Consider the following 22,523-nt stretch of genomic DNA (forward strand, 5'->3'; position numbering starts at 1 on the left):
TATGCGCGTATTTTTACTCAATTTAATATTGGCCATTAGCTGGTCGGCCCTTACCGGTAATGCGACACTGACAAACTTTTGTTTTGGTTATTTTGTCGGTTATCTGGCATTGCGAGTTTCGCCCAAGATCCCTGAGGGAACCAAGTATTTCCAGCGTCTACCTCGTCTAATCCGCCTAGGCAGTTTTTTCCTACAAGAACTTGTACTTTCAAGTTTACGTGCAGTCTTGGAGGTGTTCTCACCAAAATTACAAAGCCGTCCACAGGTAGTGCGGCTACCTCTAGAAATAACCGATCAAACCCAGATTTTTATACTGGCGAATTTAATATCACTCACACCGGGAACGGTAGTTCTGGAAATCACTCCGGATAACTCTGAATTTTTAGTACACACTATGTTCGTTGATGACCCAGATATTTTTCGTGAGGAAATTCATCTGGGATTTGAGAAACGCGTGCGGGAGGCGTTTTCCTGATGCACAGTACTATCGTTGATATCAACGCGCCGCTAATCGTAGCGGCCATTAATGTCTCATCACTCATTTTATTACTGGCTCTGGCCATGTGTTTTATGCGAATTTTTCTTGGTCCAACACTGGCAGACCGGGTTGTAGCCCTCGATGTGCTGAATATTCTTGCAGTGGCCTATTGCGCTCTGTTAGCGATTGCCTCGGGAGAGCCAGCCTATCTGAGTGCGGCCATTGCCCTGGCACTGGTAGCCTTCCTGGTGAGTGTCGCCTTCGCCCGCTTTATCGAGAAAAGCGGAAAAAAGACCGTATTACAAGAGGGAGGTGGCAGTGGTATTCGATGAGGTTTTTATTGCTACCCTTTTGCTAGTAGGCAGCCTATTCGGTTTTAGTGCGGCTTTGGGTTTGTTACGGATGCCGGATTTCTACACTCGCATGAGCACTTCGGGCAAAGCCGCCACCCTGTGCTGCGGATTGTTACTGGGGGGCGTTGCCGCAATGTTCCACGATACCCAGGTAACCGCACGCGCAGTGGCGGCGCTGCTATTTTTGCTCTTCACTGTGCCCATCGGGGTGCATATGATTGCGCGAGCAGCCTATCGGGTAGGCACCCCTATGTGGCGAGGCAGGACCGCCAGTCCCCGCTTCAAAAACCCGAAGAGGGACTTAAAGTAGATCCTGCCCAGGTGAGTTAGTTACTGCTGATAGAGATCGGCAATCATCGCCTCACAGCGCTGAGCCAGCTCTTCTGAACTGTCATCCACCAGGATCACATGGCCCATCTTACGCCCGGGACGGAGCGTCTTGCCATAGAGCCAAACTCCCTCATTCTTGCCTGTTGGCGCTCGATCCACACCAAGCATATTGACCATGGCAGCGGGTCGCGGGCAATCGGTGTCACCCAGTGGCATATCCAATATCGCTCGCAAATGATTGGCAAATTGGCTGGTGCCCGCACCCACTAAAGTCCAGTGACCACTGTTGTGGACCCGTGGCGCAATTTCATTCACTAGCAAACCTTCACTGGTGACAAAGCACTCCACTGAAAGTACGCCCACATAGTCCCAGTCATCCATCAACTTTTGCAAATAGGCACGGGCACTGGCCAATAATTGCTCATCCTGATAAGGCGCCTTGGAGAGTAACAGCGTACCTTGGCGATGCAGGTTCTCAGTCAGAGGGTAAGTCTTTACTTCCCCTGAAGCAGAGCGGGCACCGATCAGGGAAACCTCACAGGAAAAATCTACCGAGGCTTCCACCACGCAGGGCAAATCTTTGGCCTCTTCTATGGCTTCCTGTAGCTCTGTCGCATCTTTCACCCGCCACTGGTTCTTACCGTCATAGCCATTTTCACAGCTCTTGATAAACGCTGGATAACCGAGCTTATCCAAGGCATTCAGTAATTCATCACGCCCCTGCGCCGGCATAAAAGACGCAACCGGAAGACCACTCTCAGTAAGAGCCCGCTTCTCCCTTAAACGGTGTTGGGCTTTCTCAAAAACATGGGGATCTGGGTAAACGGGACAGAAGCGTTGCAACGCTCTCAACAGCGCTACATCCACCTGCTCACGCTCGGCGGTAATCACCTCAGGGCAACCAAGTGCCTGAAATAAATCCTCGTCACTGCCCGCCTCATCCAGCCTGACTATTGTGCCGAGACCTTCAACGCAACCCGCGTCCTCGTCCTTCTCCGCCAGGAAACTAAATGTTATACCGAGGGGCTTACCCTCTTGTGCCATCATCTGCGCCAGCTGCCCGCAGCCGACAATAGCGATATGTCTGGTTACTTCACTCACTGACTTCACTCCACCGTTAGCGGAACCTGGTCAGTTTGACGCTCGCGCCAAGCGATCAGTCGCTCCTGTAGTTCAGCATCGCCCAGGGAGAGCATCTGTGCCGCCATCAGGCCCGCGTTATAAGCCCCAGAGGCACCTACCGCCTGGGTAGCCACGGCGATACCTTTGGGCATCTGCACGATGGAAAGAAGGCTATCCATTCCGGTCATAAAACGGCTTTCAACAGGCACAGCAATCACTGGCAGCGGGCTCATAGCGGCAATCATTCCCGGCAGGTGGGCAGAGCCACCAGCTCCGGCGATAATCACCTGGGTGCCGTTTTTGTGGGCTTCACTGGCGAACTCCACCAGACGCTGGGGGGTTCTGTGAGCGGACACAACCGCAGTGGCAAAAGGAACCTCCAGCTCGTTCAAGGGTTTGGTGGCATTGGCCATGGTGGGCCAATCCGATCGCGACCCCATAACGATGGTGACTTTTTCAAAGGGCAGTGATTTCACTTGCGGCTAACTCCAATGTTGAACAAACGCCAGGTAGACGGGAATCGCCACCAGGACATTGAAAGGGAACGTAATCGCCAGGGACAGTGTGATGGACACGCTGGCATTGGCCTGCGGCAGAGCCACAGACATAGCTGCGGGTACCGCGATATAGGAGGCGCTGCTACCGAGTACTGCCAGCAGGAAAATTCCTCCCGCCGACAACCCCAGTAATGCTCCCAGGGCACCCCCGGCCGCACCGCCTAGCAGGGGCATAAATATACCAAAACTCAGCAAGAACGCACCCTGCCCACGCACATCTGCCAGTCGCGCCGCCGCGACTCTGCCCATTTCCAGCAGAAAAAGAGCCAATACACCGTGAAATAACTGACCAAAGAAAGGCATTACTGTTGCAGTACGCTCACCGGCCCAGGCGCCGATGGCGATCCCGCCAAGCAGGAGAAGAACCCCCTGATTGCAAGTCAGTTCATGAGCCAGGCGCCCCTTGTTGCTGTTCTGCATCGATTTCCGTGCTAGAAGAATTCCCACCACGATAGCCGGAACTTCTAGCAGGGCAACGAATAAGGGGAAATAGGCTTCGTAATCGATACCCTTCGCCTCCAACAGGGCCACCGCCACGGCATAGGTTGCCACACTGACCGACCCGTAGTGGGCTGCAGTAGCCGCTGCATCCAGCCGACTCCATTTGCCTATCCAATAGAGAAGCGGGAAGGCCAACAAAGGAAGCAGTGCACCAAAGGCCAAAATTGCGAGAGATTGAGGAATCAGGGTGGAAGCGGAATAAGTACTGAGGGCCGCCCCACCCTTGAGCCCTATAGCCAGCAGCAGAAAGATCACACAGCTTTGGTAGAGACCGGTGGGCAGGCGTAAATCACTACGTACCAGCTGCGCCAGAGCCCCAAGGATGAAGAAACCAACTACAACATCCAGCTGCATGATCAGTGCTTCCCGCGCTTGGAGCGATCGCGGCGTTCAGATAGGGGGAGTCGAATTTTCTGAGGAGCGCGCTTCATTAGCACGTAACCCACATTGGCAAGCACCACCACCAGCCCCACCACCATTAGTGCGGCGGCATCAATACCAACCAGCGCCAATATCCATCCAATGGACATAACTAACAGTCCTACCAAGGTACCAAAGTAAAGTTGTGACTTGTGCATGCAGAGGCCCCCTCCCATAGATTGAAGTGGGCGCATTATCCCTAGGTAGACCAATAGATAAAAATAGATAATGATTATGCTAACTATCATCTTTTATCTATGAATAAGAAAAATCATGTTATCCAGCAGAGCTCACTCCCGCATCGGCACTGTCAGGCAGTTGGAGGTTTTACTTACAGTATATGAACACCGCAGTATCAGTGGCGCCGCAAAAGCGCTGCACCTGACTCAGCCCAGTGTATCCATGCAGTTGGCCAAGTTGTCTGGTGCCGTAGGCTTGCCCCTCTACTACGCCGTAGGCAAGCAATTGCAATTCACTGAAGCCGGACAGACTCTGGTGGACAGTGCCCGAGAAATCCTCAAGAGCTATGAATATCTGGAATTAAAGCTAGCCAGACTGCGCGGTCTAGAAACAGGGCGTTTACAACTGGCAGTCGTCACTACCGCCAAATATTTTATTCCCCACCTGATTGGCGAATTTTACGAGCAGCATCCAAAGTTGGATATTCTCTTTCGCGTGGGTAATCGTCAGCAGATCATCGACTACACCAGTGAGGATGAGGATGATTTTTATGTGTTCAGCCATCCTCCCAAAAACCCTGATCTGGAATTGGTGGAATTCCTGCCCAATCGACTGTTGGCCATAGCACCGGAGAAGCACCCGTTAGCAGGTAGAAAAAAGATTCCCCTTGAAGAGTTTGCCAGCGGTCCCTTCCTGCGGCGAGAGGAGGGCTCTGGAACCCGTCACGCCATTGAGCGTTTCCTACAGGAGAGACATATCGACCTCAATATTCGCATGACCATCGAAAGTAATGAAGCGATAAAGCACGCTGTAATGTCAGGGCTCGGGGTATCTATTCTCTCCGAACATACTCTCGCATTTGGCGGCCATTCCGGCCTGTCAATTTTAGAAGTGGAATCACTGCCAATTATTACCCACTGGTATCTGGCCAGGCGAAAGTCCCGTCCATTATCTCCTGCCGCCGCAGAATTCCTTGAGTATGCCCGCAACCTTGAGACGGTACCGGTAGAAAGCGGTATCGCTTGGCCTCTATCTCCCAATCAATAATCCATAATGTAAAAGCACAGAAAAAATTCAATATTTGAATTGGCTAACTCCGCACACAGGTTAAACTTCTTGGGTGATAGCCAATCTTCTCCCAAAAAATCCCGATTTAATACTCGTCAAATTTCCTCTGCACCTGCCGAATCCTGCTACTTTTGGGATACCTATTGGTGAGTCCAAAATCACCAGTTATCTAATGCAACGAGAAACAATAAATGACGCCGGCCGTCATCGATTTTCACAGAAAGGTATAACGATGAAAATCCAGGGAATAATTTTCAGACTCTTTATATTACTTTTAGCCACAAGCACAATCAGTGTTAAAGCTCAGGAAGATTGGCGCAACATTGACTGGGGTGAATTTATAGTTCGCTTCGGGCTCAGCTATGTTGCTCCCAATGATGCCGGAACTTCACTGAAATACCGGGTATTACAACAATGGGACTTATATAATTCGACCTGGGAAATAGACACAGCACAAACTTGGCAAATTTCCGGAGTATGGCGCCCTTCAGACCGATTGGGGTTCGAGCTGATGCACATTAACAGTGCTGCCTATGATGTGACTCTCGACAATTTTACTGGCAACCCAGGCAGCAGCCAAATTCAACTGGGGGATTTTAAGGTATCGACCACTCTCGCCTTTGCTAACTGGTATTTTCTCGATCCATCCTATTTTTTTCGACCCTATCTAGGCGCCGGTATTAACTATACCGATTACCATACGGTTTCTATCAGCCGCCAATTTGATGAATATTTGATGGACTCAGGTATGTCAGTGGCGCCAGGGGCTCTTAATATGGGACATTCCTGGGATTGGGCTCTTCAAGGGGGAATCGACTTCAACCTAGATTTCCGTCAATTTCGTTATCCTCTGTTAATTAATCTGGCGGCTCTTTACTACTTATCAGATACCGACCCCACAGTTAACTTCCCCACAGAGTTAGGTTCAGACCGCCTCTACGCACACTTCGATTACAACCCATGGATCATCAATGTTGGCATTGGCACCAAGTTCTGAATGGCGGAACTCTGTAAATGAAACTTAGTGCAGATACCCCAATGGAAAACTATAAATCAAACTTTTTCGTCCGCCAGTGGATTAATGCTTTACTTTTTTCTCCCGCATTGACACTAGCGATTATTTTCCCCTTGGAAGCCATTGCGCAGTGTACTCCGAGTAATACGGGTACTAGTGGCGCAGATCAAATAATCTGTGACGAAGATAATGATGCAGAAGAGGCCGATGTCGATGCACTAGGCGGCAATGACACCTTGGATTTAAATGGCGGCACTATCAATAGTGTCTTCGGTGGCGATGGCGACGATGCCATTCATGTGAAAGGGGCAATAGTTAAAGATTCTGTCTTTGGCGGAAATGGAAACGATCTAATCGTACTGGATAATCGCAGTAGCGACATTGGTAACTACCTCAGTGGCGGGGGTATTTATGGCGGAGCGGGTGACGATAATATCCAAATTTTAGACGGACTCACCTTTCATGTTTGGGGTGGTGAAGGTAACGACCAAATCACTCTGGATGGAGGTTTCATTTTTAATTACCTGGATGCCGGCGGGGGAGATGATTACATCCACTGGGATGAGGGAATAAGCAATGAGATACGCGGTGGCTCTGGGTCAGATACCTTAGTCATTGACTCCTATTCTTTCGAGGGTGATGCAATTTTAAATGGTGGTGATGATCTCAGTGCAGAAGATGGGGATATCGACACACTGATTTTCAAGCTAGACTATCGTGTGGATGGCAACAAACTAACCAACTGGGAACGTGTTGTTGTTTGGGGTAGTTCAAAAATTATTTTAACGGGCAGTTTAAATGTTGGCGGCGGCCAAGACGCTGAAAACAATCCATTAGGGTTACACATCAAATGGGGCGGCCAAACTTTTATAGATGCCAAAGAGTATAGAATTACCGGCAACGTTGCTAACGACGGCACTATCGATCTTGCGAATAAAGAATTCAACACTCTAATCATTCAAAAAGATAGTGATAATAATTATGGACACTATAGCGGCGAAAACGGACGCCTGTGGTTAGATGTAGCACTCAATGACAGTTCTGCCGGCAGTGACCAGTTAATCATCAGAGGGGATACCAGCGGATCAACTTATGTAACCGTTTATAATCGCAACGGCACTGGCGCACGCACCCAAGACGATGGAATAAAACTAATTTCTATCGAGGGTGACTCTACTGAACATGCTTTTATTTTAAACGGCGACTACACTACCAAGGATGAGCAACCAGCAACTATTGGTGGAGCATACGCCTATACCCTGCACCACAGTGACGAAACTGGAAATGAGGATGGTAGTTGGTATCTACGTTCTACGATAAGTAATTCAAGTCGCCTTCCCAAAGGCGGTATGATTCGCTGGCAGCCCGCTGCGGTAATGTATGAAACCCTTCCGCAAGTGCTGCGCTCTTTAAATATCCCCTCCACATTGCGGAGTCGTGTAGGCAATCGTTATTGGGTTGGTAGCAGTTATCGGGACGTCTATAATACCGATTACACCAGTTCATTGGAAACCGCTATTGATCGCAAGGGACTATGGCTACGTAATGGCGCACGCTATATAACTACAACTCCCAAAGAGTCCACCACCTGGGCAAGTTGGGATCAAACTTATTATCAATTTCAGTTTGGTATCGACTTTCCTCTCAACCTATTAATTCTTGACACCACACCTATTGTTAGTTTGGCTTTGCACTATGGCGATTCAAGAAATACAGTAGAATCTTTTTTTGGTGATGGCAATATAGATGCCAAAACATATGGCGTCAGTAGCTATTTAACCTGGTATGGCTACCAAGGCCTGTACCTGGATACTCAGTTTAAGCTAAGTTGGTTTGACTTTGACTTCGACGCAGAAGACCTGCGTGCTCTCCGCAATAGCAGTGAGGGCTATGGTTATGGCTTTTCTGTAGAAGGAGGGTGGAGCTTCAAGCTCTATGATTATTATTCTATTACCCCCCATGCACAACTTATTTATACTTCTGAGGAAGCGGAGGATTTCGAAGATACCTACGCCGTAAAAGTAGGAGATATTAATAATAATGGGTTTTTATTGCGCCTAGGCACCACTTTTGAAAAGCGCAAAAGCCAGCGTAAATCAAGTAGAAATATGTACGGCTCCCTACCTCTAGAGCGCTTTGGTTATTATGTAACTCCTGGAGTCACTCTGAATCTCAACCAGGAAACTGACTTGGTCGTTTCTGGAGCCCGCCTCTACCAAAAACCAGACTTTTGGTATGCAGACTTAAGAATGGGGGCTAGTTATGAGGAATGTGGGGACCACTGTTCCATCTATACCGAATTATTTTTCAGCAGCGGCCTGGAGAGTATTGGGGACAGTTTTGTAGGAGGGCTAGAGCTTGGGTTTCGTTATAAATGGTAGACTCTAGCTTCTCATCTCAACGACAATTCAATCTTTTACTATTTCAGCAAATCATAGATGTCATATTCAGAGAAGACCTTCTTAATTTTGCAATCATTCCCCTGACGGTTCTTATGATTTTCCTTCATTAATGCATATTCTTGTGAGCCCTGAATCATTAAGAAGCGATGTCTCCAGCTACGGGTATCAGAAATACGCGCAGCCAAAGTCCCGCTTTTAATACTCATTGCCTTCAACCAAATATCATCTGCATTTGGGCACAGGGTCATAAATTTTTCGGGGTCAAACGCATCCTTATGCAAGGAGTTTGGAGGATACATAACTCCTCCCATGCCAGTTGGAAAGACTAAATGAGATGCCTCTGTGTCCCTTATGCTACTTTCCCAACTTCCATAAGGCAGTAGTGCTCCTTTTTTATCTAGACGCATTCGATGAGCCCTGTGGCAATAAATCTTGGATGGATCTTTTTCATATGCCTGATAAAGTAAATCAATCATATCCGGCGGATAAAGAACATCATCGTCAACAGTAACAATCAGGCTGTCAGGAAATCTTTCAAAAGCATAAGCATATTTTTTATAGGGTCCCAGATCTTCCTCAACAAAAAATATTTGCAGCCCTCTTTGCTGTTGCTTTTTAAGGGTCTCGGGCAAAGTCTTATTTGGAAAGTTCTTGGTAGACAACCAAAGAACAATTGCATCAGCCTTAAGGGATTGCTGGAAGAGGCTTTCAATACACAAATATAAATCGTGGATTCGCTTATCGAAGGACGTTAGAGATATAACAATATTATGTCTCTTAGCATTTCCCACTCCCGGATCTGTGTTGCTTGAAGCGTGTAGACCAAGCAACTGGCAGCGAACAAGTGCTTCCAACTTCAAATTATTGTTTAGGTCGTGCTTTTTTAAGCGCTTCTTTAAAAAATATTGGAACATTCAGGGCCATCCAGCAAACTCAACCTATTGTACCGAATAGCCGAACAGCAATCCGCTCAGCTTGGGAACACCATCAAAAGAGAAGAGGGCGGAAGTGGGTACAAACTTGGCAGATTATGCCAGATGCCACAGCCAATGGCCACTCAAACACCATATTTAGGACAAAAACCCAATTTAAGGCCGAGGGCAGCTTCTTTCACCTAAAAAAAAGTGCTTGAGTAGATTACCCCTATCTGGGGCAGCTCTGGTCTTTCACCCAAGTCACCCCCTAGTGAGGACTTAAAACAGGCTGATTTCGCTCCTGTAAATAGTCAAGTAATTGATACTCTGAAAACACCCTTTTAATCTTGCAGTCATTACCACCTGTGCCTCTCAAGTTGATCTCCTTTAACTGTTGAATCTGTGATCCCTGAATAGTAAGAAAGCGTTCCCTCCAGTATCGATAGTCTGGAACCCTAGTAACATATTTTCCTCGCAATAAACTCATCGCCTTCAACCAAACATCATCAGCAGCAGGACATAACTCCATAAATTTTTTACTATTGAAAGCATCCTCATGTAATGAATCCGGAGGGTACAAAACCCCAGCCATTCCCGTAGCAAAAAGGAAAGGAGATGGCTCACTATTTAGCCCATAAGAGCGCCAACTTTCGTAAGGTTTCAATTCCCCTTTTCCGTTTAACAGAATCTTATGTGCCCTATGACAATGGATATGTGAGGGAGCTCTCAAATAAGATTGATATAGTAAATCGATAGTATCTGAAGGATAAAGCACATCATCATCCACAGTGACAATGAGACTATTTGGAAACATATCAAAGGCATACATATATTTCATATAAGGCCCAAAATCATTCTCCACGAAATGAATTTGTAGGCCTCTAGCCTGCTGTTTTCGAAGTATCTCAGGTAATCTCCTATCGGGGAAATCACGTAAGGATAACCATAGAACTATTGCATCTGCTCTCAAGGATTGTTGATAAAGACTTTCTATACATAAGTAAACATCATAAATACGCTTATTATAAGAAGTCAGCGAAACGACTATATTATGCGGCTTATCATTGCCAACGCCGGATGACTCACAATTCAGAGCCTTCAAGCCGAGAAGATGACCTAAAACCAGAGACTCCACCTTTAAATTATTATTAGAGTCATGTTTTTTTAATCTTTTTTTAAGAAAGTACTGGAGCATGTTGGAATACCGTTGATTAGCCTTCGAGGACTCATTGGTGGCGATAAGCCCACATTAATTCCATTTTGTTGAAAGTAAAGTCCATTAGCCAGGCCTAAATCAGGGTTCCTTTGATTGTGGCGCTTAATTCCCCAACATCCAATTTAAATTTTAAATTCTTGATCAATACCCAGAAATATAGAACCTAAAATCACATTCAGGGTATTTGGGACAAATGCTATTCATTATACCCTGGGTTAACTCTATCCAACCTCCTTAAAAATCCAGGCCAAGCCAATAGCCCCCCTTGATTACTGGTAACCATATCTCCTTCACTCACTATTTTATCCACAATATTCTGGGGCACCGGAGTGAGTGGTGGGTTGCCAGCAAGAGCTGTGACCTGAATTTCACAGGCACGCTGCAATATAAACATTGCTAAAAAGGTATCAGGAATAGTAGAAGCGCAGGTTAACAGTCCGTGATTGCGCAAGATCATATAGTTCGCTGATCCCAGGTCAGCCACCAAGCGTGACTTTTCATCCTTGCGCACAGCAATTCCCTCATAGTCGTGGTAGGCAATACTTGCAAGGGGAAATAGTGATTGCTGCGAGATTGGCAGTAAACCCTCTGCATGAGCAGATACAGCTACCCCGGCAGTAGTATGGGTATGTATAACGCAGTGGGCATCTTTCCTCGCTTCATGAATTGCACTGTGAATAGTAAACCCTGCAGGATTCACCATTGCCACACTTTCATCCACTTTTTCTCCCTGCAAATCGATTTTTACCAAACTGGAAGCAGTAATTTCGTCAAAAAACATCCCAAAAGGGTTAATAAGAAAGTGTGATTCTGGCCCAGGAATACGTACAGAGAGATGAGTGAAAATAGTATCGTCCCACCCAAAATAGGCGATCAATCGGTAAGCCGCAGCCAAATCTATACGTAATTGCCACTCTTCATCGCTAACACGTCCCTTAAGTGAAGGTATTGTTTCCAGTTTCATCGTCCTCTCCCCAGCTTTATTAGTGCTCAAATTCTGAATCATCCCTGCTGTAAACACTGTCAAATTGTTTACACTTGGCAAATGAATAAAAACGTTAGTTTCCTTGATAAATGCCCACTGCTAGCTGGCCTACCCGGTGAGGGTCGAGAATTCTTAGCCCAACAGGCACAATGCCAGTACTTTTCTCAGGGTGATAGCATCTACCCTTCGGGCTCCCATCAGGAGCGCCTTTCAATTATCGCTGAAGGACAAGTAAGAATATGCTCCAGTAATTTTGCCGGGCGCGAAGCGACCCTTGCGATTTTAGATAGTGGAGCTTGGTTTGGTGATACCGTATTTTGCCCTGGCACTCCGCGAGTATTTGGAGCAAGCGCTCACACTGACTGTGCTGTAGTCGATATTCCGGGTGAAATCTTGAGGGCAAAAATGAAACAACACCCCGAAGCCTACCCAATAGTATTGGAACAAATTAGCCTCAGGCTTTGGACAGTAATGTCCATTATCCAGGACGATGTACTACGTGGTACCGAAGCGCGAATTGCTCGACGTCTGCTTTTTATGGCCCAAATGCACAACGGCGGCGAAAAAAGTGGCCCAACCAGTTTCCGCCTCACCAAAGAACTACTCGCCAACACCATGGGGATGACCCGGCAGGGAGTACACCGGGTATTAAAGAATATTGAATCCAAGGGACTAATAGAGTGCTCTTACGGTCGCATCAGTGTGCCGGATATCTCGCACTTGGATACCTATATAAAGCTGTTGGACTGAGAGTATTTCATCCGACCTCGTCAGCTTGCGCCGTGTCTGCCTCCCCAGCTTCGCGCGCTTTCTTGCGGCCATAATAGGCAAGCAACATCCCCGATGGAAACATAAGTACTCCATATACGGCTGAAGGCACCGACATTTCACTGGAGTGCATCAGTGTGAGGGTCACCATGAGACCAATAGTCCCGTTCTTGATGCCCAGCTCGGTAGCTACTGCCAGACCATCCCGCCGGGAAAGCCCACTGAAGTGGCTGATGATTAAGCCAGTCAACACCCCCAGTAAATTCAGCAAAATTGTAGAGGGGCCGGCCAACAGCATGAGCTCTCCAATCCGGTCTCTCATACCCCACACCAATCCCACCACTAAAATGACCAGTACCAGCGCCCCAAAAATACTTACAATGCCCTCAGCGCGGCTGGCCAAATGAGGGTTCCAAGCCCGTATCAACATGCCAATCACCACGGGCAGCAAGACTATCACCGATAACATGGCGACAGTTTTGGCAAAAGGGAGAACGATTTCCTGCTCTGCTCCAAAGTATTGGCGCAGGGCAAAATTGGTGAAGAATGGCAGGGTCAGAATCGTAATTAGACTTGCCGAAACCGTTAACACTATGGAGAGCGCTACATTACCGCGAGCGAGTAACGTAAAAAGGTTTGAGGTCGTTCCACCCGGGCAGGCTGCAATAATCACCAAACCCACAGCTATCGGTGCGGGTAAACTGAGCGCCCAACACAGAACAAAAGCCACAAGTGGCATAAGTACAATCTGGGCAAGTGTGCCCACCACTAACCCACCTGGTTTTACCGTCACCTGATGGAAATCCCTGGCGGTCAGGGTCATTCCAATGCCCACCATAATGATAAACAGTGCGATGGGTAGACCGATCGAGATCATAGGCCCTGATTCCACATTCACCTCCTCTTTTTATTATTGTCTGGCTATAGCTCCCCATATCCCATGTAGATTACGCTTTGGCAAAAACGTGTAATCCACACGAGGTAAGATATAGGGGGACAGCAGTTTTATTATTAAATATCTCTCTGGAAGATGAACCCTAGCACAGTCCCAGGTCAAGTGCCGACTCTGGTAGAATTAGAGAGCTTTTTTTCCGCTGACAGGGTTTACATGACCAATCGACTTCCCAGCCCTATTGTAGATGACTGGTCCAACCTACTTTGGTCCCTGGGCAGTAACGATATTGTTGATACTAGTGACAAATCAACTAGCACCATTGACCTACCATGGCTACCTATGGCTCGTCGCAACCAATTGCACACTTATTTTTCTCGCAAAGAAGTCAAGCAAGAATTAATTGATAAGCTCGAAACATACCTGATTGAAGGCGACCGACACAAACCCGCCAACCGGCTTGGCGTTTACTTTGAGCGACTCTGGTCTTTCGCTTTTCAATACCACCCCGATTACCAGTTGCTGCACCAGAACCTGCCCCTGCGTATTGAGGGTAGAACTCTCGGCGAACTGGACTTTGTGGTTCATCACCTACCCAGTAATCGCTGCGAGCACTGGGAGGTTGCGGTGAAGTTCTACCTCTCTCAGCCCGTCGGCTTCTGGGTTGGCCCAGGCCTCAAGGATCGCCTGGATATCAAATTAAAGCGTATGGCGGAACATCAACTGCCTCTCATCCAACAACAATCCGTACAACCTTTATTAGAAGCTCAGGAGCTTTATATTGATCGACAGTGGACGCTGATGCCAGGCCGACTCTTTAACCGGTTACCAACTAATCAGACACCGGGGAGGAATCTGAAGCATCTATGCAATAGTAATTGGTGGACCGACTTGGAAACCCTCGGAAACCTTGCCACTCAAGGAAATATCTCAGCAGGTCTGCGCTGGCTCCAGCTTCCCAAAAAAGCCTGGATGGCATCAATAGAATGGGAAGAACCCCACGGCGTCTCTTTTGAGCAACTTATGGCCGGACTTCAGAGCTCAGCAGTTGATAAGCCTCTATGTTTTGCTCTTATGGGCCAAGAAGGTGAAATGGGTCGCGGCTTTATTGTACCTAGCGACTGGCCGCGTAGAGCACAGGCATCACTCCCTCTGAAATACCCATAACGTCCTGAGAGAAAACACTTTCTGCCTACCACTACTTGTGGGCCCGACCTCCCTGACAATTTACTTATCTACAGCCCAAAGCAAAAAACTTAAAACAAAATTTTTCCAATTATTTATTGACTTGGATCAATTTATATTTACAATTTTCAGAAATTTCTGAAACTTAAGAAGAAAATGAAACTATCCAGTCAAGCCCAGGCTTTTGTACTGCACTTTGGAGAAATGGGCAGCCGGTGGGGTTTTAATCGCACCGTGGGCCAGATGTTTGCCCTGCTTACCATCCACCCTTCCCCCCTAAATGCCGAGCAGCTGGCTCAGGCACTGAAGATCAGTCGCGGCAATGTGAGTATGGGCCTCAAAGAACTGCAAGCCTGGCGCCTTGTTGAGCTACAGCACCAGCCAGGTGACCGAAAAGACTATTTCACCGCTGCAGGGTCCATCTGGGAGCTTGCTCGAACTGTATTTGAAGAGCGACGTAAACGTGAACTGGACCCCACCCTGAGCCTATTGCGCCAGCTCTTGCTCAATGAGCCTCAGGATGAACAAGAAGCACAGGCCCAGGAAAAAATTCAAGAAGTCTACAGGCTGCTGGAATTACTTGAAGAGTTTGCCAACACCCTGAGCAAGCTGGAACACGACGATTTACTCAAGCTAATGAAACTGGGCTCCGGCATCGTCAAGCTACTGGAGCTGAAAAGTAAAATGACAGGAGGAAAGGCTCCAGAATAAACCTATACCTGAATTGCCCGCTGGGCAACCAAGACAGGCGGTAAAAGGATAAACCGCCGCCGACACAACGTCGGCAGCCGCTCAATAAACACCGTGGGTCCATACTCCTGCAATGGTGTTTAACGGGCACCCCCGGGCCTATCAGGAAGAGTCGCCCGGTTATCTGGTTAATAAATTAGTCCGACCAGCAGAGGCTCCCATGCTAGATACTCTGATCCTCTCCCGAATACAGTTTGCGGCCAATATCAGTTTTCATATTCTTTTTCCCACCATCACAATAGCCCTCGCCTGGATTATTGTTTTCTTCAAGCTTCGCTACGACCAAACTGATAATCCTGTTTGGATGAGAGCCTATCGTTTTTGGGTAAAGGTCTTTGCCCTAACCTTCGCGCTCGGTGTCGTTAGTGGCATCACTATGTCTTTCCAATTTGGTACCAACTGGCCAGGATTTATGGCTCGGGTTGGCAATATCGCCGGGCCTCTCTTGGGTTATGAAGTGCTTACCGCTTTTTTTCTGGAAGCCACTTTTCTAGGTATCATGTTGTTTGGAATAAATCGTGTCCCCAGCAAAGTTCACACCTTCTCAGCCTTTGTAGTGGCTATTGGCACCACACTTTCCGCCTTCTGGATCATTGCACTCAATTCCTGGATGCAGACCCCATCCGGCTTTGAACTACGAGATGGTGTCGCCTACCCAGAGAGCTGGCTGGCTATTATTTTTAATGCCTCTTTCCCCTATCGCCTCACTCATATGCTACTGGCCTCGGGTCTCACTGCAGCCTTCTTTGTCGCAGGTATCTCTGCTTACCGGATACTTAAAGGTGACCCAAAGCGTGCACCGCGGCTAGCACTAAAAACCGGGTTGGTATTGGCAGCTGTTTTTATTCCAATCCAGATTTTTGTCGGCGACCTACACGGTCTTAACACTTTTAAGTATCAGCCGCAGAAAGTGGCGGCAATGGAGGGAGTATGGGAGACCGAAAGGGGCGCGCCACTATTACTATTTGCAATACCAGATGGTGAGAAGAAGACCAATCATTTCGAGATAGCTATCCCCAAAATGGCCAGCTTTATTCTGACCCATGATTTAAATGGAGAAATAAAAGGTATCGAAGAATTCCCCAATGATCATCCGCCGGTTGCACCCGTTTTCTTCGCCTTCCGAATTATGGTGGGTATGGGGATATTAATGCTAGCTGTCGCCTGGGGAGGTTGCTACCTCCTCTGGCGGCGCAAAGAGCTACCCAACTGGGCGCTCAAAACCCTGGTAGGAATGACGTTCGCGGGTTGGGTAGCCACCTTAGCAGGCTGGTATGTCACTGAAATTGGTCGGCAACCATGGCTTGTGACCGGGGTTCTCAAAACCGCAGATGCCGTAACCCAGATTCCACCTTCCCATGTGGGCTTCTCTCTCACCCTATATCTGCTTGTCTATGTCATCCTGCTCTATGCCTATATTCACACCCTAAAAGTAATGGCTTTGAAATCGGTCAAAGTGGAGGAGTTTGAAACCAAAGAACCTCTCGCCGGTGGCAGCCTAACCAACCTACCGAAATCCACCCAAGAGCAATCCAAGGGGGAATCCCATGAATGAGGCCGCATCATCCGCAGCCTATTGGCTACCCGTTGTCTTTATCGGCCTAATGGGTCTAGCAGTACTGGTTTACGCCATTCTGGATGGTTACGACCTTGGGGTGGGTATTCTCCTCCCCCTGGGTAAGGAAGACGAGCCCCAGCGGGACACCATGATTGCCTCGATTGGTCCTTTCTGGGATGCCAATGAAACCTGGCTGGTGCTCGCCATCGGCCTGCTGCTTATCGCCTTTCCCATAGCCCACAACCTAGTGCTGATGCATCTCTATATACCAGCAGCGATAATGCTGGTGGGGCTGATTTTGCGCGGCGTGGCTTTTGACTTTCGCGCCAAAGCAGCCGTGGGGCATAAACTCGCTTGGGACAGGACGTTTAAAGCAGGATCCATAATCACCAGCCTGGCCCAGGGTTATATGCTGGGGCAATATGTGATGGGGTTCCAGCCTGGCTGGCAGGCACAGCTTTTCTCTGCAGTCAGTGCCCTGGGGGTAACTGCCGCCTACAGCTATATGGGCTCGGCCTGGCTGGTATTGAAAACCGAGTCACTGTTGCAGGAACGGGCAGTACGCTGGGCGCGTCGGGCTGGGCGGGCGACTCTCCTTGGCGTAGTCTCAGTCTCCACGATCAATCCACTGGTCAATCCAGCCGTTTTTGATCGTTGGTTCAGCTATCCACTGGTGATGTTCGTACTCCTGATACCCACCCTGTGTTTTCTGGCTTTTATTTTTAATGACCTCTTGCTGGCCAGGTTACCCAAAGCCAACGATAGGCACAGTGCACTGCCCTTCACATTGGTAGTGACTATTTTTCTGATGTGCTTTATCGGCCTGGCTTTTAGCTTCTTTCCCGACATAGTGCCTGGGCAGCTGAATATCTGGCAGGCAGCCAGTGCCACCGCTTCACTGAAATTCATTTTAGTGGGCGCCCTGATTGTAGTGCCGATCATACTGATCTATACGGCATTCTCGTACTATGTGTTTCGCGGTAAAGCTTCCGAACTTCACTACCATTAGCACAACCTTTTTCGAATTGTGTGGGATAGTAACACTTGATCAAAATTAATCCGCCAGCGCGGAACTATCCCACAATTCGAACAAAATCCCCTTGCTCCCCGAAATTGGTACGATAATAATCATCAATTCCAGAAGACAATTTTTTACAAGGAAGTAAAGCGCACTTCTGGCGCTTGCCAACTGCGCTTGTCTAAGGGGAGGTGAATTTGAACCAAATCGATCGACGTGCTATTAGCCGGCGCGACACTGCCAGTCCGCGCAAACCACAACGTAAAAACGGCCGTGAGAAGTATGAAAAGCTTCTCGACGCGCTGGAAACCCTCATTGCCGAGCAGGATTCCACAGACATAAGTCTAGCCAATCTGAGCCAGGTAGCTGGGGTCCCAGCTGCATCCGTGTACCACTTTTTCCCAAGCGTAGATGCCAGCCTTACCGCTCTGGCGGAACGTCACTACAAGTCATTTGGCGATGTGGTACTGGGGCACTCTGATTTCTCACCAGCGGATAGCTGGCAAGATATGCTCTACCACCTGTGCGACTTAGTGCGTAGTTATTACGAAGATAATATCTCCGCACTCAAAGTACACTACGGGCCACAGTCCAGCTGGGCTCTACGTCAATTACAGATGGAAAACAACTGGCGCTTGGCAGATACCTTGATTAAGAATCTGTCTCGTGAATTTGAGTTGCCTCCATCACAGGACTGGCGCGACCGTTTTATGTGCGCCATCAATATCAATGATTCGTTTTGTTCCCAGGCATACTCGCGTTTCGGAAGAATTACCGAGGAAGCCGCCGCAGAGGGCAAGCGTGCCGCTGCAGCTTACTTAAAGCTGTATCTCGGAGAGCTGTTGCAAAGACGTCAGTTGCGCTTTGCTCCATTAGAAGCCTCTGCATAAAGCCTAAATTTTATTAATTAAAATTTAGATAATATCGACACACCTAGGGCCTGGCAATAATATTTGCCAGGCTTTTTTGTGTACCCAGTCAACAAAACTTCCAATTAGTTAAATTTCATTTTTTATCAATATAAAAATTACGAATGCGGCAATACTGAAAGCCATTAACATTTCACCATCGCTTTCGCCTTACAATGTCATAAACGACACACTCAGAGTAAACTTCTGATCAATCACAAGCATACTCTCTAAAAAATGGCATTCTAAAATTTTCTTTTGTTAGAATTTTTCTTCATAAAGAATACCGCCTTCAAGAAATCCTATAATTGAACAACCTTTTCACACCTAAAAATTAGCCGCCTAATACGTTATCAGCTTGAAACAACGGGGGTAAATCATCGTCCAAAAATTAGCAGCCCAGCCTGCTTCTTGGAGGTGATTTTTGTGACTTTAAATTCACAAACTAATATTACCCTTGATGCTTTAACTGAATGGAGGGGAGGTTTTCTATGTCCATAGCCGCGCATGAGCTGGAGTTGGATTTTCCCGAGTACGCCGATACTATCAAGCACCTGATCAGGAATGACGTAGAATTCAAGCTAGATAACGACCAGTATCGAAAACTGGATAAACAAATTAGAGGACTACAGGATAGTGGCATCGGCACTGATGACGATCACTATTCAAGACTAAAAAAGCAACGTGCCTATCTCAAACAACACCTCTATAACCGTATTACTGATGTCATTCCCCACCATTAGTAGTTATTTTGCAAAATTAGCGGCGCCTCATCACCAATGCCGGCCATATAGAGTGGCTGAGTGATTAAGCGCCGCTATGCAACTCTTTCTGACTTACTCCTCCCCCTTTGCCCGAAAAACCCGAATTGTTATAGAAGAACTCAAGTTACACTCCCGCGTTAGTGAGGTTTTTTCTCACCCTTTTCACAATACAAATTATTTAATATCCAATAATCCTTTAGGTAAAGTTCCCTGTCTGACCTTAGATAACGGAAACGTTATTATGGATAGCGAAGTGATCTGTGAGTTCCTAGATAAACAACTTGGAGATGGCCACCTCAGCTCTGCGATAGACAATGACTGGAATTTAAAAACACTCTATAGTGTGTCCTCGGGTCTAATGGAGATCTTGGTTCACAGACAGGTAGAGAAAATTCGCGGGCGTGAAGGGCTTCAGTCAGAATTTTGGTGGCAGCGCTACAACAGTGCAATCAATCGTACCCTGGATTTTTTTGAAGCCAGAATCCATCAATTTCCTCAAACATTTTGTCTTCTACAAATTGCGCTCGGCTCTGCACTTTCATACCTTGATTTTCGGCACGAAGACTTCAACTGGCGCAAAGATAGGCCACAACTAAGCGCCCTGTCAGAAACCCTCGAAATACGAAAAAGCTTCAAAATAACGCCATTACGCGACTAACTTAGCTTTGAAATCTTTAAGTAAAACTTAGCGTCGCCAAGCCTCCCTACAGTTTCTCCCTAATTAAGCATGGCCTAAATATTTTCAACGCATCCCCCAACATCACTTTTTTAGCAAACACTGCATTTTGGCGGAGTAATGAGTTTTAACCATTTCTCAGAGCCACATAAGTTTCTCTAAACTGTCATATCCCGCCGATAGCCTGTGGGCTTTTTTAGGGCCTAATTATGTCTGACAGATCAAAAAGCCCCATGTGGATACTGCTGCATACTGCATTAGTAATAGCAGTGATCTGCAGTCTTTTCAGTGGGTTGCGTATTGCCACACTCACTAAACCCGCCATTGCCTCAATTGAAGAACTGCTGCCCCAGGGAGAGGTACACAGTGTACATTTCTTCTCTGCACTCCTGCTTTCGCTGGTTGCCCTTTCTTATTTATACTCGAATGCTATTCGACTTTATCGAATTGAACAATCATGCGCTCATAAACAATGGAATTACCACCGAGTAGTCACCTGGGGGGGCATTAGCTTCATTGGCATCTCGTTGGCCAGTGGCTGGCTGCTCTTTGCTGGGATAGGCCAGTTATCACTGGTCCGAATATTACATTTTTTCGCCGCGCTTGGACTCAGCGCCTATATTTTTCTACACGCAGGCGTTTATCTACTGCAGTTCGGGCAAAGTGCTCTTCTCTATATCCTCAAGCCAGCCACAAACAAAAGAATTCAACTGGCATTGCTATGTAGTTTGCTGCCCATCTTTCTGCTCAGCGGTTGGCTGCTTCTGACCAAATTTTCTTATTATCAACTGCCCGTAACCTCGATTCCTATCCATACGATCATTGATATTGATGGCCATGCCGATGAACCCCAATGGGCAAAAGCTTGGCCATTAAAAATCAGTACCGATGGCGGCGCAAATTTTTATCAGGGTCGCACTGATGTGCATCTCAAAGCTCTGCAAAATGGTGAGGAGATTTATTTTCATATTTCCTGGCAGGATCCCACAGAAAGCCTGACTCATTTACCCCTGATAAAAACGGATCAAGGTTGGAAGATCCAGCAGCAAGGCTTTGAGAATTTTGATGAAAAGAATTTTTACGAAGACAAATTTGCCTTGTTACTTTCCAGTCACTGTAACTTTGGAGGTGCTGGCACCGCCCATCTGGGACGTTCACCACTGGCAAATAAGCCATCAAACTGGCATGGCAAGGGGTATCACTACAGCCAATCGGGGCAACTACACGATCTTTGGCACTGGAAAGCAGTACGCACTAATAAAATGTATCTGGCGGATGACAATTTTATCGGCGCGCCAGATAAAGTGCGTGCAGGTAAACGCCGCTACACCGCAGGTTACCAACAGGATGCAAAGGAATCCGGTGCTTATTTACTGAACTGGAAATGGTATTCCCCCACTGGCATCACTCCCAAACGCTTGCCTAGTGACGATAATGTATTGGCTCCCTTTCAAAATGTTAAAGAAGGCCAGGAGCTTGATTGGACCATCTCTTGGTTTGATTACCAACCTTACTCAGCAGAAAGCGACCGGATAGCACCAGGAACTCTAATGCCTTCGGTACTTTATACCTCCAACCGCTTCGAGGGTGATCGCGCCGATGTTAGAGCCAAAGGTATTTGGCGTGATGGATATTGGTCGCTAGAGCTTGTGCGCAAATTAAATACAGCCTCTCCCCTGGATATTCCTATTGAAGATGGCACCTGCCTGTGGGTTTCCGCATTTGATCGCGCACAAGTTGCCCACACCCGTCATACCAGAGCCATCCAACTGAATCTGAGTAAAGCACTATGATCACGCGACTCTTTTTGATTTTTATTCTCCCCGCCTGTCTGATCGGTGCTGCCGTTATCCACACACCACAGGCTCCAAAACCGCAGCAATACCACCTTCTAAAAGTGAGCGCTGAGGGAAAAGTAATGGATACCTGGGAGGGCCCCTGGTCCTGTGTCTGCGATAGCCGCAGTGGTCTGCTGTGGGAGGTCAAGACAGATAGTGAGGACATTCACGATGGACGTTGGACTTATTCGCGACTATTAAACAATCAGGGCGTTGCCAATAATGGAGATTGTTATTTCGAAGCAGAGCGCTGTGACACAGAGGACTTAATCCGGCACACTAACCGGGAACAACTCTGTGATGCAAAACATTGGCGCCTGCCCTCCGCCAGCGAACTGCGTTCACTGGTGGCTCCAGACGCACAGCCGGGAAGCCCCAGTATCGAAACTGGATACTTCCCCAAAACCCAGCGCGGTGATTACTGGACCAGTGATGGCGACCTCCCCCTCGAAGGCATCTACTCCTATCTAAAAGTCGGTGGCGCATCGGTCAATTTTATAAATGGGCAAACCGTCACAATTCCCTATCGCAATGCAGCTTTCACACGCTTGGTAACCAATCGTTCAAGCATCTGTCACATCGTTCCCCAATAATTCCTGCGCGCCACCAACCTGCCCCCTCCAGG

The 22,523-nt window shown here is 47.6% G+C and carries 24 protein-coding genes; 16 read left to right on the forward strand and 8 right to left on the reverse strand.

Translation table 11 applies throughout. The annotated features are described in order from the left end of the window. The first annotated feature begins 1 nt into the window (after position 1). From MJO52_RS17730 to mnhG, 3 genes are read left to right on the forward strand one after another with little or no spacing between them, the layout of a single operon-like run. Positions 2 to 475, forward strand: a complete 474-nt coding sequence (locus MJO52_RS17730) for a Na+/H+ antiporter subunit E (protein ID WP_252083285.1) — start codon at positions 2 to 4, stop codon at positions 473 to 475. Further along, entirely contained in the window at positions 475 to 810 is a 336-nt protein-coding gene (locus MJO52_RS17735) for a cation:proton antiporter (RefSeq protein ID WP_252083286.1), read from the forward strand. The genes MJO52_RS17730 and MJO52_RS17735 overlap by 1 nt, the downstream gene beginning before the upstream one ends. Beyond that, positions 797 to 1,141: a monovalent cation/H(+) antiporter subunit G gene (gene mnhG, locus MJO52_RS17740; RefSeq protein ID WP_252083287.1), complete on the forward strand. Its 345-nt coding sequence runs from the start codon at positions 797 to 799 to the stop codon at positions 1,139 to 1,141. The genes MJO52_RS17735 and mnhG overlap by 14 nt, the downstream gene beginning before the upstream one ends. A 20-nt stretch (positions 1,142 to 1,161) precedes the next feature. On the opposite strand, the gene MJO52_RS17745 is transcribed toward mnhG, so the two are convergent. From MJO52_RS17745 to MJO52_RS17760, 4 genes are read right to left on the reverse strand one after another with little or no spacing between them, the layout of a single operon-like run. Next, on the reverse strand, positions 1,162 to 2,262 hold the full coding sequence (locus MJO52_RS17745) for a 5-(carboxyamino)imidazole ribonucleotide synthase (RefSeq protein ID WP_252083288.1): 1,101 nt from the start codon (positions 2,260 to 2,262) through the stop codon (positions 1,162 to 1,164). A gap of 5 nt (positions 2,263 to 2,267) precedes the next feature. Further along, positions 2,268 to 2,759, reverse strand: a complete 492-nt coding sequence (gene purE / locus MJO52_RS17750; protein WP_286036982.1) for a 5-(carboxyamino)imidazole ribonucleotide mutase — start codon at positions 2,757 to 2,759, stop codon at positions 2,268 to 2,270. 6 nt (positions 2,760 to 2,765) lie between these two features. After that, positions 2,766 to 3,695: a sodium-dependent bicarbonate transport family permease gene (locus MJO52_RS17755; RefSeq protein ID WP_252083289.1), complete on the reverse strand. Its 930-nt coding sequence runs from the start codon at positions 3,693 to 3,695 to the stop codon at positions 2,766 to 2,768. 2 nt (positions 3,696 to 3,697) lie between these two features. Then, positions 3,698 to 3,919 (reverse strand): hypothetical protein, encoded by a 222-nt coding sequence (locus MJO52_RS17760; protein WP_252083290.1) that lies wholly within the window; start codon positions 3,917 to 3,919, stop codon positions 3,698 to 3,700. 115 nt (positions 3,920 to 4,034) lie between these two features. On the opposite strand from MJO52_RS17760, the gene MJO52_RS17765 reads away from it, so the two are divergent. From MJO52_RS17765 to MJO52_RS17775, 3 genes are all read left to right on the forward strand, one after another. Further along, on the forward strand, positions 4,035 to 4,988 hold the full coding sequence (locus MJO52_RS17765; RefSeq protein WP_252083291.1) for a LysR family transcriptional regulator: 954 nt from the start codon (positions 4,035 to 4,037) through the stop codon (positions 4,986 to 4,988). Between the two features lie 253 nt (positions 4,989 to 5,241). Next, on the forward strand, positions 5,242 to 6,006 hold the full coding sequence (locus MJO52_RS17770) for an OmpW/AlkL family protein (RefSeq protein ID WP_252083292.1): 765 nt from the start codon (positions 5,242 to 5,244) through the stop codon (positions 6,004 to 6,006). A 17-nt stretch (positions 6,007 to 6,023) separates the two neighbouring features. Continuing rightward, positions 6,024 to 8,405, forward strand: a complete 2,382-nt coding sequence (locus MJO52_RS17775) for an autotransporter outer membrane beta-barrel domain-containing protein (protein WP_252083293.1) — start codon at positions 6,024 to 6,026, stop codon at positions 8,403 to 8,405. 38 nt (positions 8,406 to 8,443) lie between these two features. Here MJO52_RS17775 and MJO52_RS17780 read toward each other — a convergent pair whose 3' ends face one another. The 3 genes from MJO52_RS17780 to MJO52_RS17790 form a co-directional block, all read right to left on the reverse strand. After that, entirely contained in the window at positions 8,444 to 9,340 is an 897-nt protein-coding gene (locus tag MJO52_RS17780; RefSeq protein ID WP_252083294.1) for a glycosyltransferase, read from the reverse strand. A gap of 268 nt (positions 9,341 to 9,608) precedes the next feature. Further along, the gene (locus tag MJO52_RS17785; protein WP_252083295.1) at positions 9,609 to 10,535 is read right to left on the reverse strand and encodes a hypothetical protein; all 927 of its coding nucleotides are present in this window, start codon (positions 10,533 to 10,535) and stop codon (positions 9,609 to 9,611) included. 217 nt (positions 10,536 to 10,752) lie between these two features. After that, complete coding sequence (locus MJO52_RS17790; RefSeq protein WP_252083296.1) at positions 10,753 to 11,520, reverse strand: class II aldolase/adducin family protein; 768 nt, start codon at positions 11,518 to 11,520, stop codon at positions 10,753 to 10,755. An 81-nt stretch (positions 11,521 to 11,601) separates the two neighbouring features. Here MJO52_RS17790 and MJO52_RS17795 point away from each other — a divergent pair, with 81 nt between their 5' ends. Next, the gene (locus MJO52_RS17795) at positions 11,602 to 12,291 is read left to right on the forward strand and encodes a Crp/Fnr family transcriptional regulator (protein ID WP_252083297.1); all 690 of its coding nucleotides are present in this window, start codon (positions 11,602 to 11,604) and stop codon (positions 12,289 to 12,291) included. Positions 12,292 to 12,298: 7 nt separating this feature from the next. Here the strand turns inward: MJO52_RS17795 and MJO52_RS17800 are convergent, their stop codons facing one another. Next, the gene (locus MJO52_RS17800; RefSeq protein ID WP_252083298.1) at positions 12,299 to 13,201 is read right to left on the reverse strand and encodes a bile acid:sodium symporter family protein; all 903 of its coding nucleotides are present in this window, start codon (positions 13,199 to 13,201) and stop codon (positions 12,299 to 12,301) included. 216 nt (positions 13,202 to 13,417) lie between these two features. On the opposite strand from MJO52_RS17800, the gene MJO52_RS17805 reads away from it, so the two are divergent. From MJO52_RS17805 to MJO52_RS17845, 9 genes are all read left to right on the forward strand, one after another. Beyond that, positions 13,418 to 14,368 carry a DUF1853 family protein gene (locus MJO52_RS17805; RefSeq protein ID WP_252083299.1) on the forward strand — a complete coding sequence of 317 codons (951 nt, stop codon included), beginning with the start codon at positions 13,418 to 13,420 and terminating at the stop codon, positions 14,366 to 14,368. A gap of 174 nt (positions 14,369 to 14,542) precedes the next feature. Further along, positions 14,543 to 15,097, forward strand: coding sequence for a GbsR/MarR family transcriptional regulator (locus MJO52_RS17810; protein WP_252083300.1), 555 nt, complete (start codon positions 14,543 to 14,545; stop codon positions 15,095 to 15,097). 199 nt (positions 15,098 to 15,296) lie between these two features. Next, positions 15,297 to 16,691, forward strand: a complete 1,395-nt coding sequence (locus tag MJO52_RS17815; protein WP_252083301.1) for a cytochrome ubiquinol oxidase subunit I — start codon at positions 15,297 to 15,299, stop codon at positions 16,689 to 16,691. Continuing rightward, positions 16,684 to 17,703 carry a cytochrome d ubiquinol oxidase subunit II gene (locus MJO52_RS17820; RefSeq protein ID WP_252083302.1) on the forward strand — a complete coding sequence of 340 codons (1,020 nt, stop codon included), beginning with the start codon at positions 16,684 to 16,686 and terminating at the stop codon, positions 17,701 to 17,703. The genes MJO52_RS17815 and MJO52_RS17820 overlap by 8 nt, the downstream gene beginning before the upstream one ends. Before the next feature lie 206 nt (positions 17,704 to 17,909). Then, positions 17,910 to 18,602: a TetR/AcrR family transcriptional regulator gene (locus MJO52_RS17825; RefSeq protein WP_252083303.1), complete on the forward strand. Its 693-nt coding sequence runs from the start codon at positions 17,910 to 17,912 to the stop codon at positions 18,600 to 18,602. A gap of 509 nt (positions 18,603 to 19,111) precedes the next feature. Beyond that, the gene (locus MJO52_RS17830) at positions 19,112 to 19,363 is read left to right on the forward strand and encodes a YdcH family protein (protein ID WP_252083304.1); all 252 of its coding nucleotides are present in this window, start codon (positions 19,112 to 19,114) and stop codon (positions 19,361 to 19,363) included. A gap of 76 nt (positions 19,364 to 19,439) precedes the next feature. Then, positions 19,440 to 20,042, forward strand: a complete 603-nt coding sequence (locus MJO52_RS17835) for a glutathione S-transferase N-terminal domain-containing protein (RefSeq protein ID WP_286036983.1) — start codon at positions 19,440 to 19,442, stop codon at positions 20,040 to 20,042. Between the two features lie 227 nt (positions 20,043 to 20,269). Continuing rightward, the gene (locus MJO52_RS17840) at positions 20,270 to 21,853 is read left to right on the forward strand and encodes an ethylbenzene dehydrogenase-related protein (RefSeq protein ID WP_252083306.1); all 1,584 of its coding nucleotides are present in this window, start codon (positions 20,270 to 20,272) and stop codon (positions 21,851 to 21,853) included. Next, complete coding sequence (locus tag MJO52_RS17845; protein WP_252083307.1) at positions 21,850 to 22,491, forward strand: DUF1566 domain-containing protein; 642 nt, start codon at positions 21,850 to 21,852, stop codon at positions 22,489 to 22,491. Before MJO52_RS17840 ends, MJO52_RS17845 begins: the two co-directional genes overlap by 4 nt. Positions 22,492 to 22,523: the final 32 nt, after the last annotated feature.

The organism is Microbulbifer variabilis (genome assembly GCF_023716485.1).
GTDB classification, from domain to species: domain Bacteria; phylum Pseudomonadota; class Gammaproteobacteria; order Pseudomonadales; family Cellvibrionaceae; genus Microbulbifer; species Microbulbifer variabilis_B.

Coding starts and splice junctions, on each gene's coding strand:
- MJO52_RS17730 (WP_252083285.1), top strand. CDS start 2: ATGCGCGTATTTTTACTCAATTTAATATTGGCCATTAGCTGGTCGGCC.
- MJO52_RS17735 (WP_252083286.1), top strand. CDS start 475: ATGCACAGTACTATCGTTGATATCAACGCGCCGCTAATCGTAGCGGCC.
- MJO52_RS17755 (WP_252083289.1), bottom strand. CDS start 3,695: ATGCAGCTGGATGTTGTAGTTGGTTTCTTCATCCTTGGGGCTCTGGCG.
- MJO52_RS17760 (WP_252083290.1), bottom strand. CDS start 3,919: ATGCACAAGTCACAACTTTACTTTGGTACCTTGGTAGGACTGTTAGTT.
- MJO52_RS17765 (WP_252083291.1), top strand. CDS start 4,035: ATGTTATCCAGCAGAGCTCACTCCCGCATCGGCACTGTCAGGCAGTTG.
- MJO52_RS17770 (WP_252083292.1), top strand. CDS start 5,242: ATGAAAATCCAGGGAATAATTTTCAGACTCTTTATATTACTTTTAGCC.
- MJO52_RS17775 (WP_252083293.1), top strand. CDS start 6,024: ATGAAACTTAGTGCAGATACCCCAATGGAAAACTATAAATCAAACTTT.
- MJO52_RS17780 (WP_252083294.1), bottom strand. CDS start 9,340: ATGTTCCAATATTTTTTAAAGAAGCGCTTAAAAAAGCACGACCTAAAC.
- MJO52_RS17785 (WP_252083295.1), bottom strand. CDS start 10,535: ATGCTCCAGTACTTTCTTAAAAAAAGATTAAAAAAACATGACTCTAAT.
- MJO52_RS17790 (WP_252083296.1), bottom strand. CDS start 11,520: ATGAAACTGGAAACAATACCTTCACTTAAGGGACGTGTTAGCGATGAA.
- MJO52_RS17795 (WP_252083297.1), top strand. CDS start 11,602: ATGAATAAAAACGTTAGTTTCCTTGATAAATGCCCACTGCTAGCTGGC.
- MJO52_RS17805 (WP_252083299.1), top strand. CDS start 13,418: ATGACCAATCGACTTCCCAGCCCTATTGTAGATGACTGGTCCAACCTA.
- MJO52_RS17810 (WP_252083300.1), top strand. CDS start 14,543: ATGAAACTATCCAGTCAAGCCCAGGCTTTTGTACTGCACTTTGGAGAA.
- MJO52_RS17815 (WP_252083301.1), top strand. CDS start 15,297: ATGCTAGATACTCTGATCCTCTCCCGAATACAGTTTGCGGCCAATATC.
- MJO52_RS17820 (WP_252083302.1), top strand. CDS start 16,684: ATGAATGAGGCCGCATCATCCGCAGCCTATTGGCTACCCGTTGTCTTT.
- MJO52_RS17830 (WP_252083304.1), top strand. CDS start 19,112: ATGTCCATAGCCGCGCATGAGCTGGAGTTGGATTTTCCCGAGTACGCC.
- MJO52_RS17835 (WP_286036983.1), top strand. CDS start 19,440: ATGCAACTCTTTCTGACTTACTCCTCCCCCTTTGCCCGAAAAACCCGA.
- MJO52_RS17840 (WP_252083306.1), top strand. CDS start 20,270: ATGTCTGACAGATCAAAAAGCCCCATGTGGATACTGCTGCATACTGCA.
- MJO52_RS17845 (WP_252083307.1), top strand. CDS start 21,850: ATGATCACGCGACTCTTTTTGATTTTTATTCTCCCCGCCTGTCTGATC.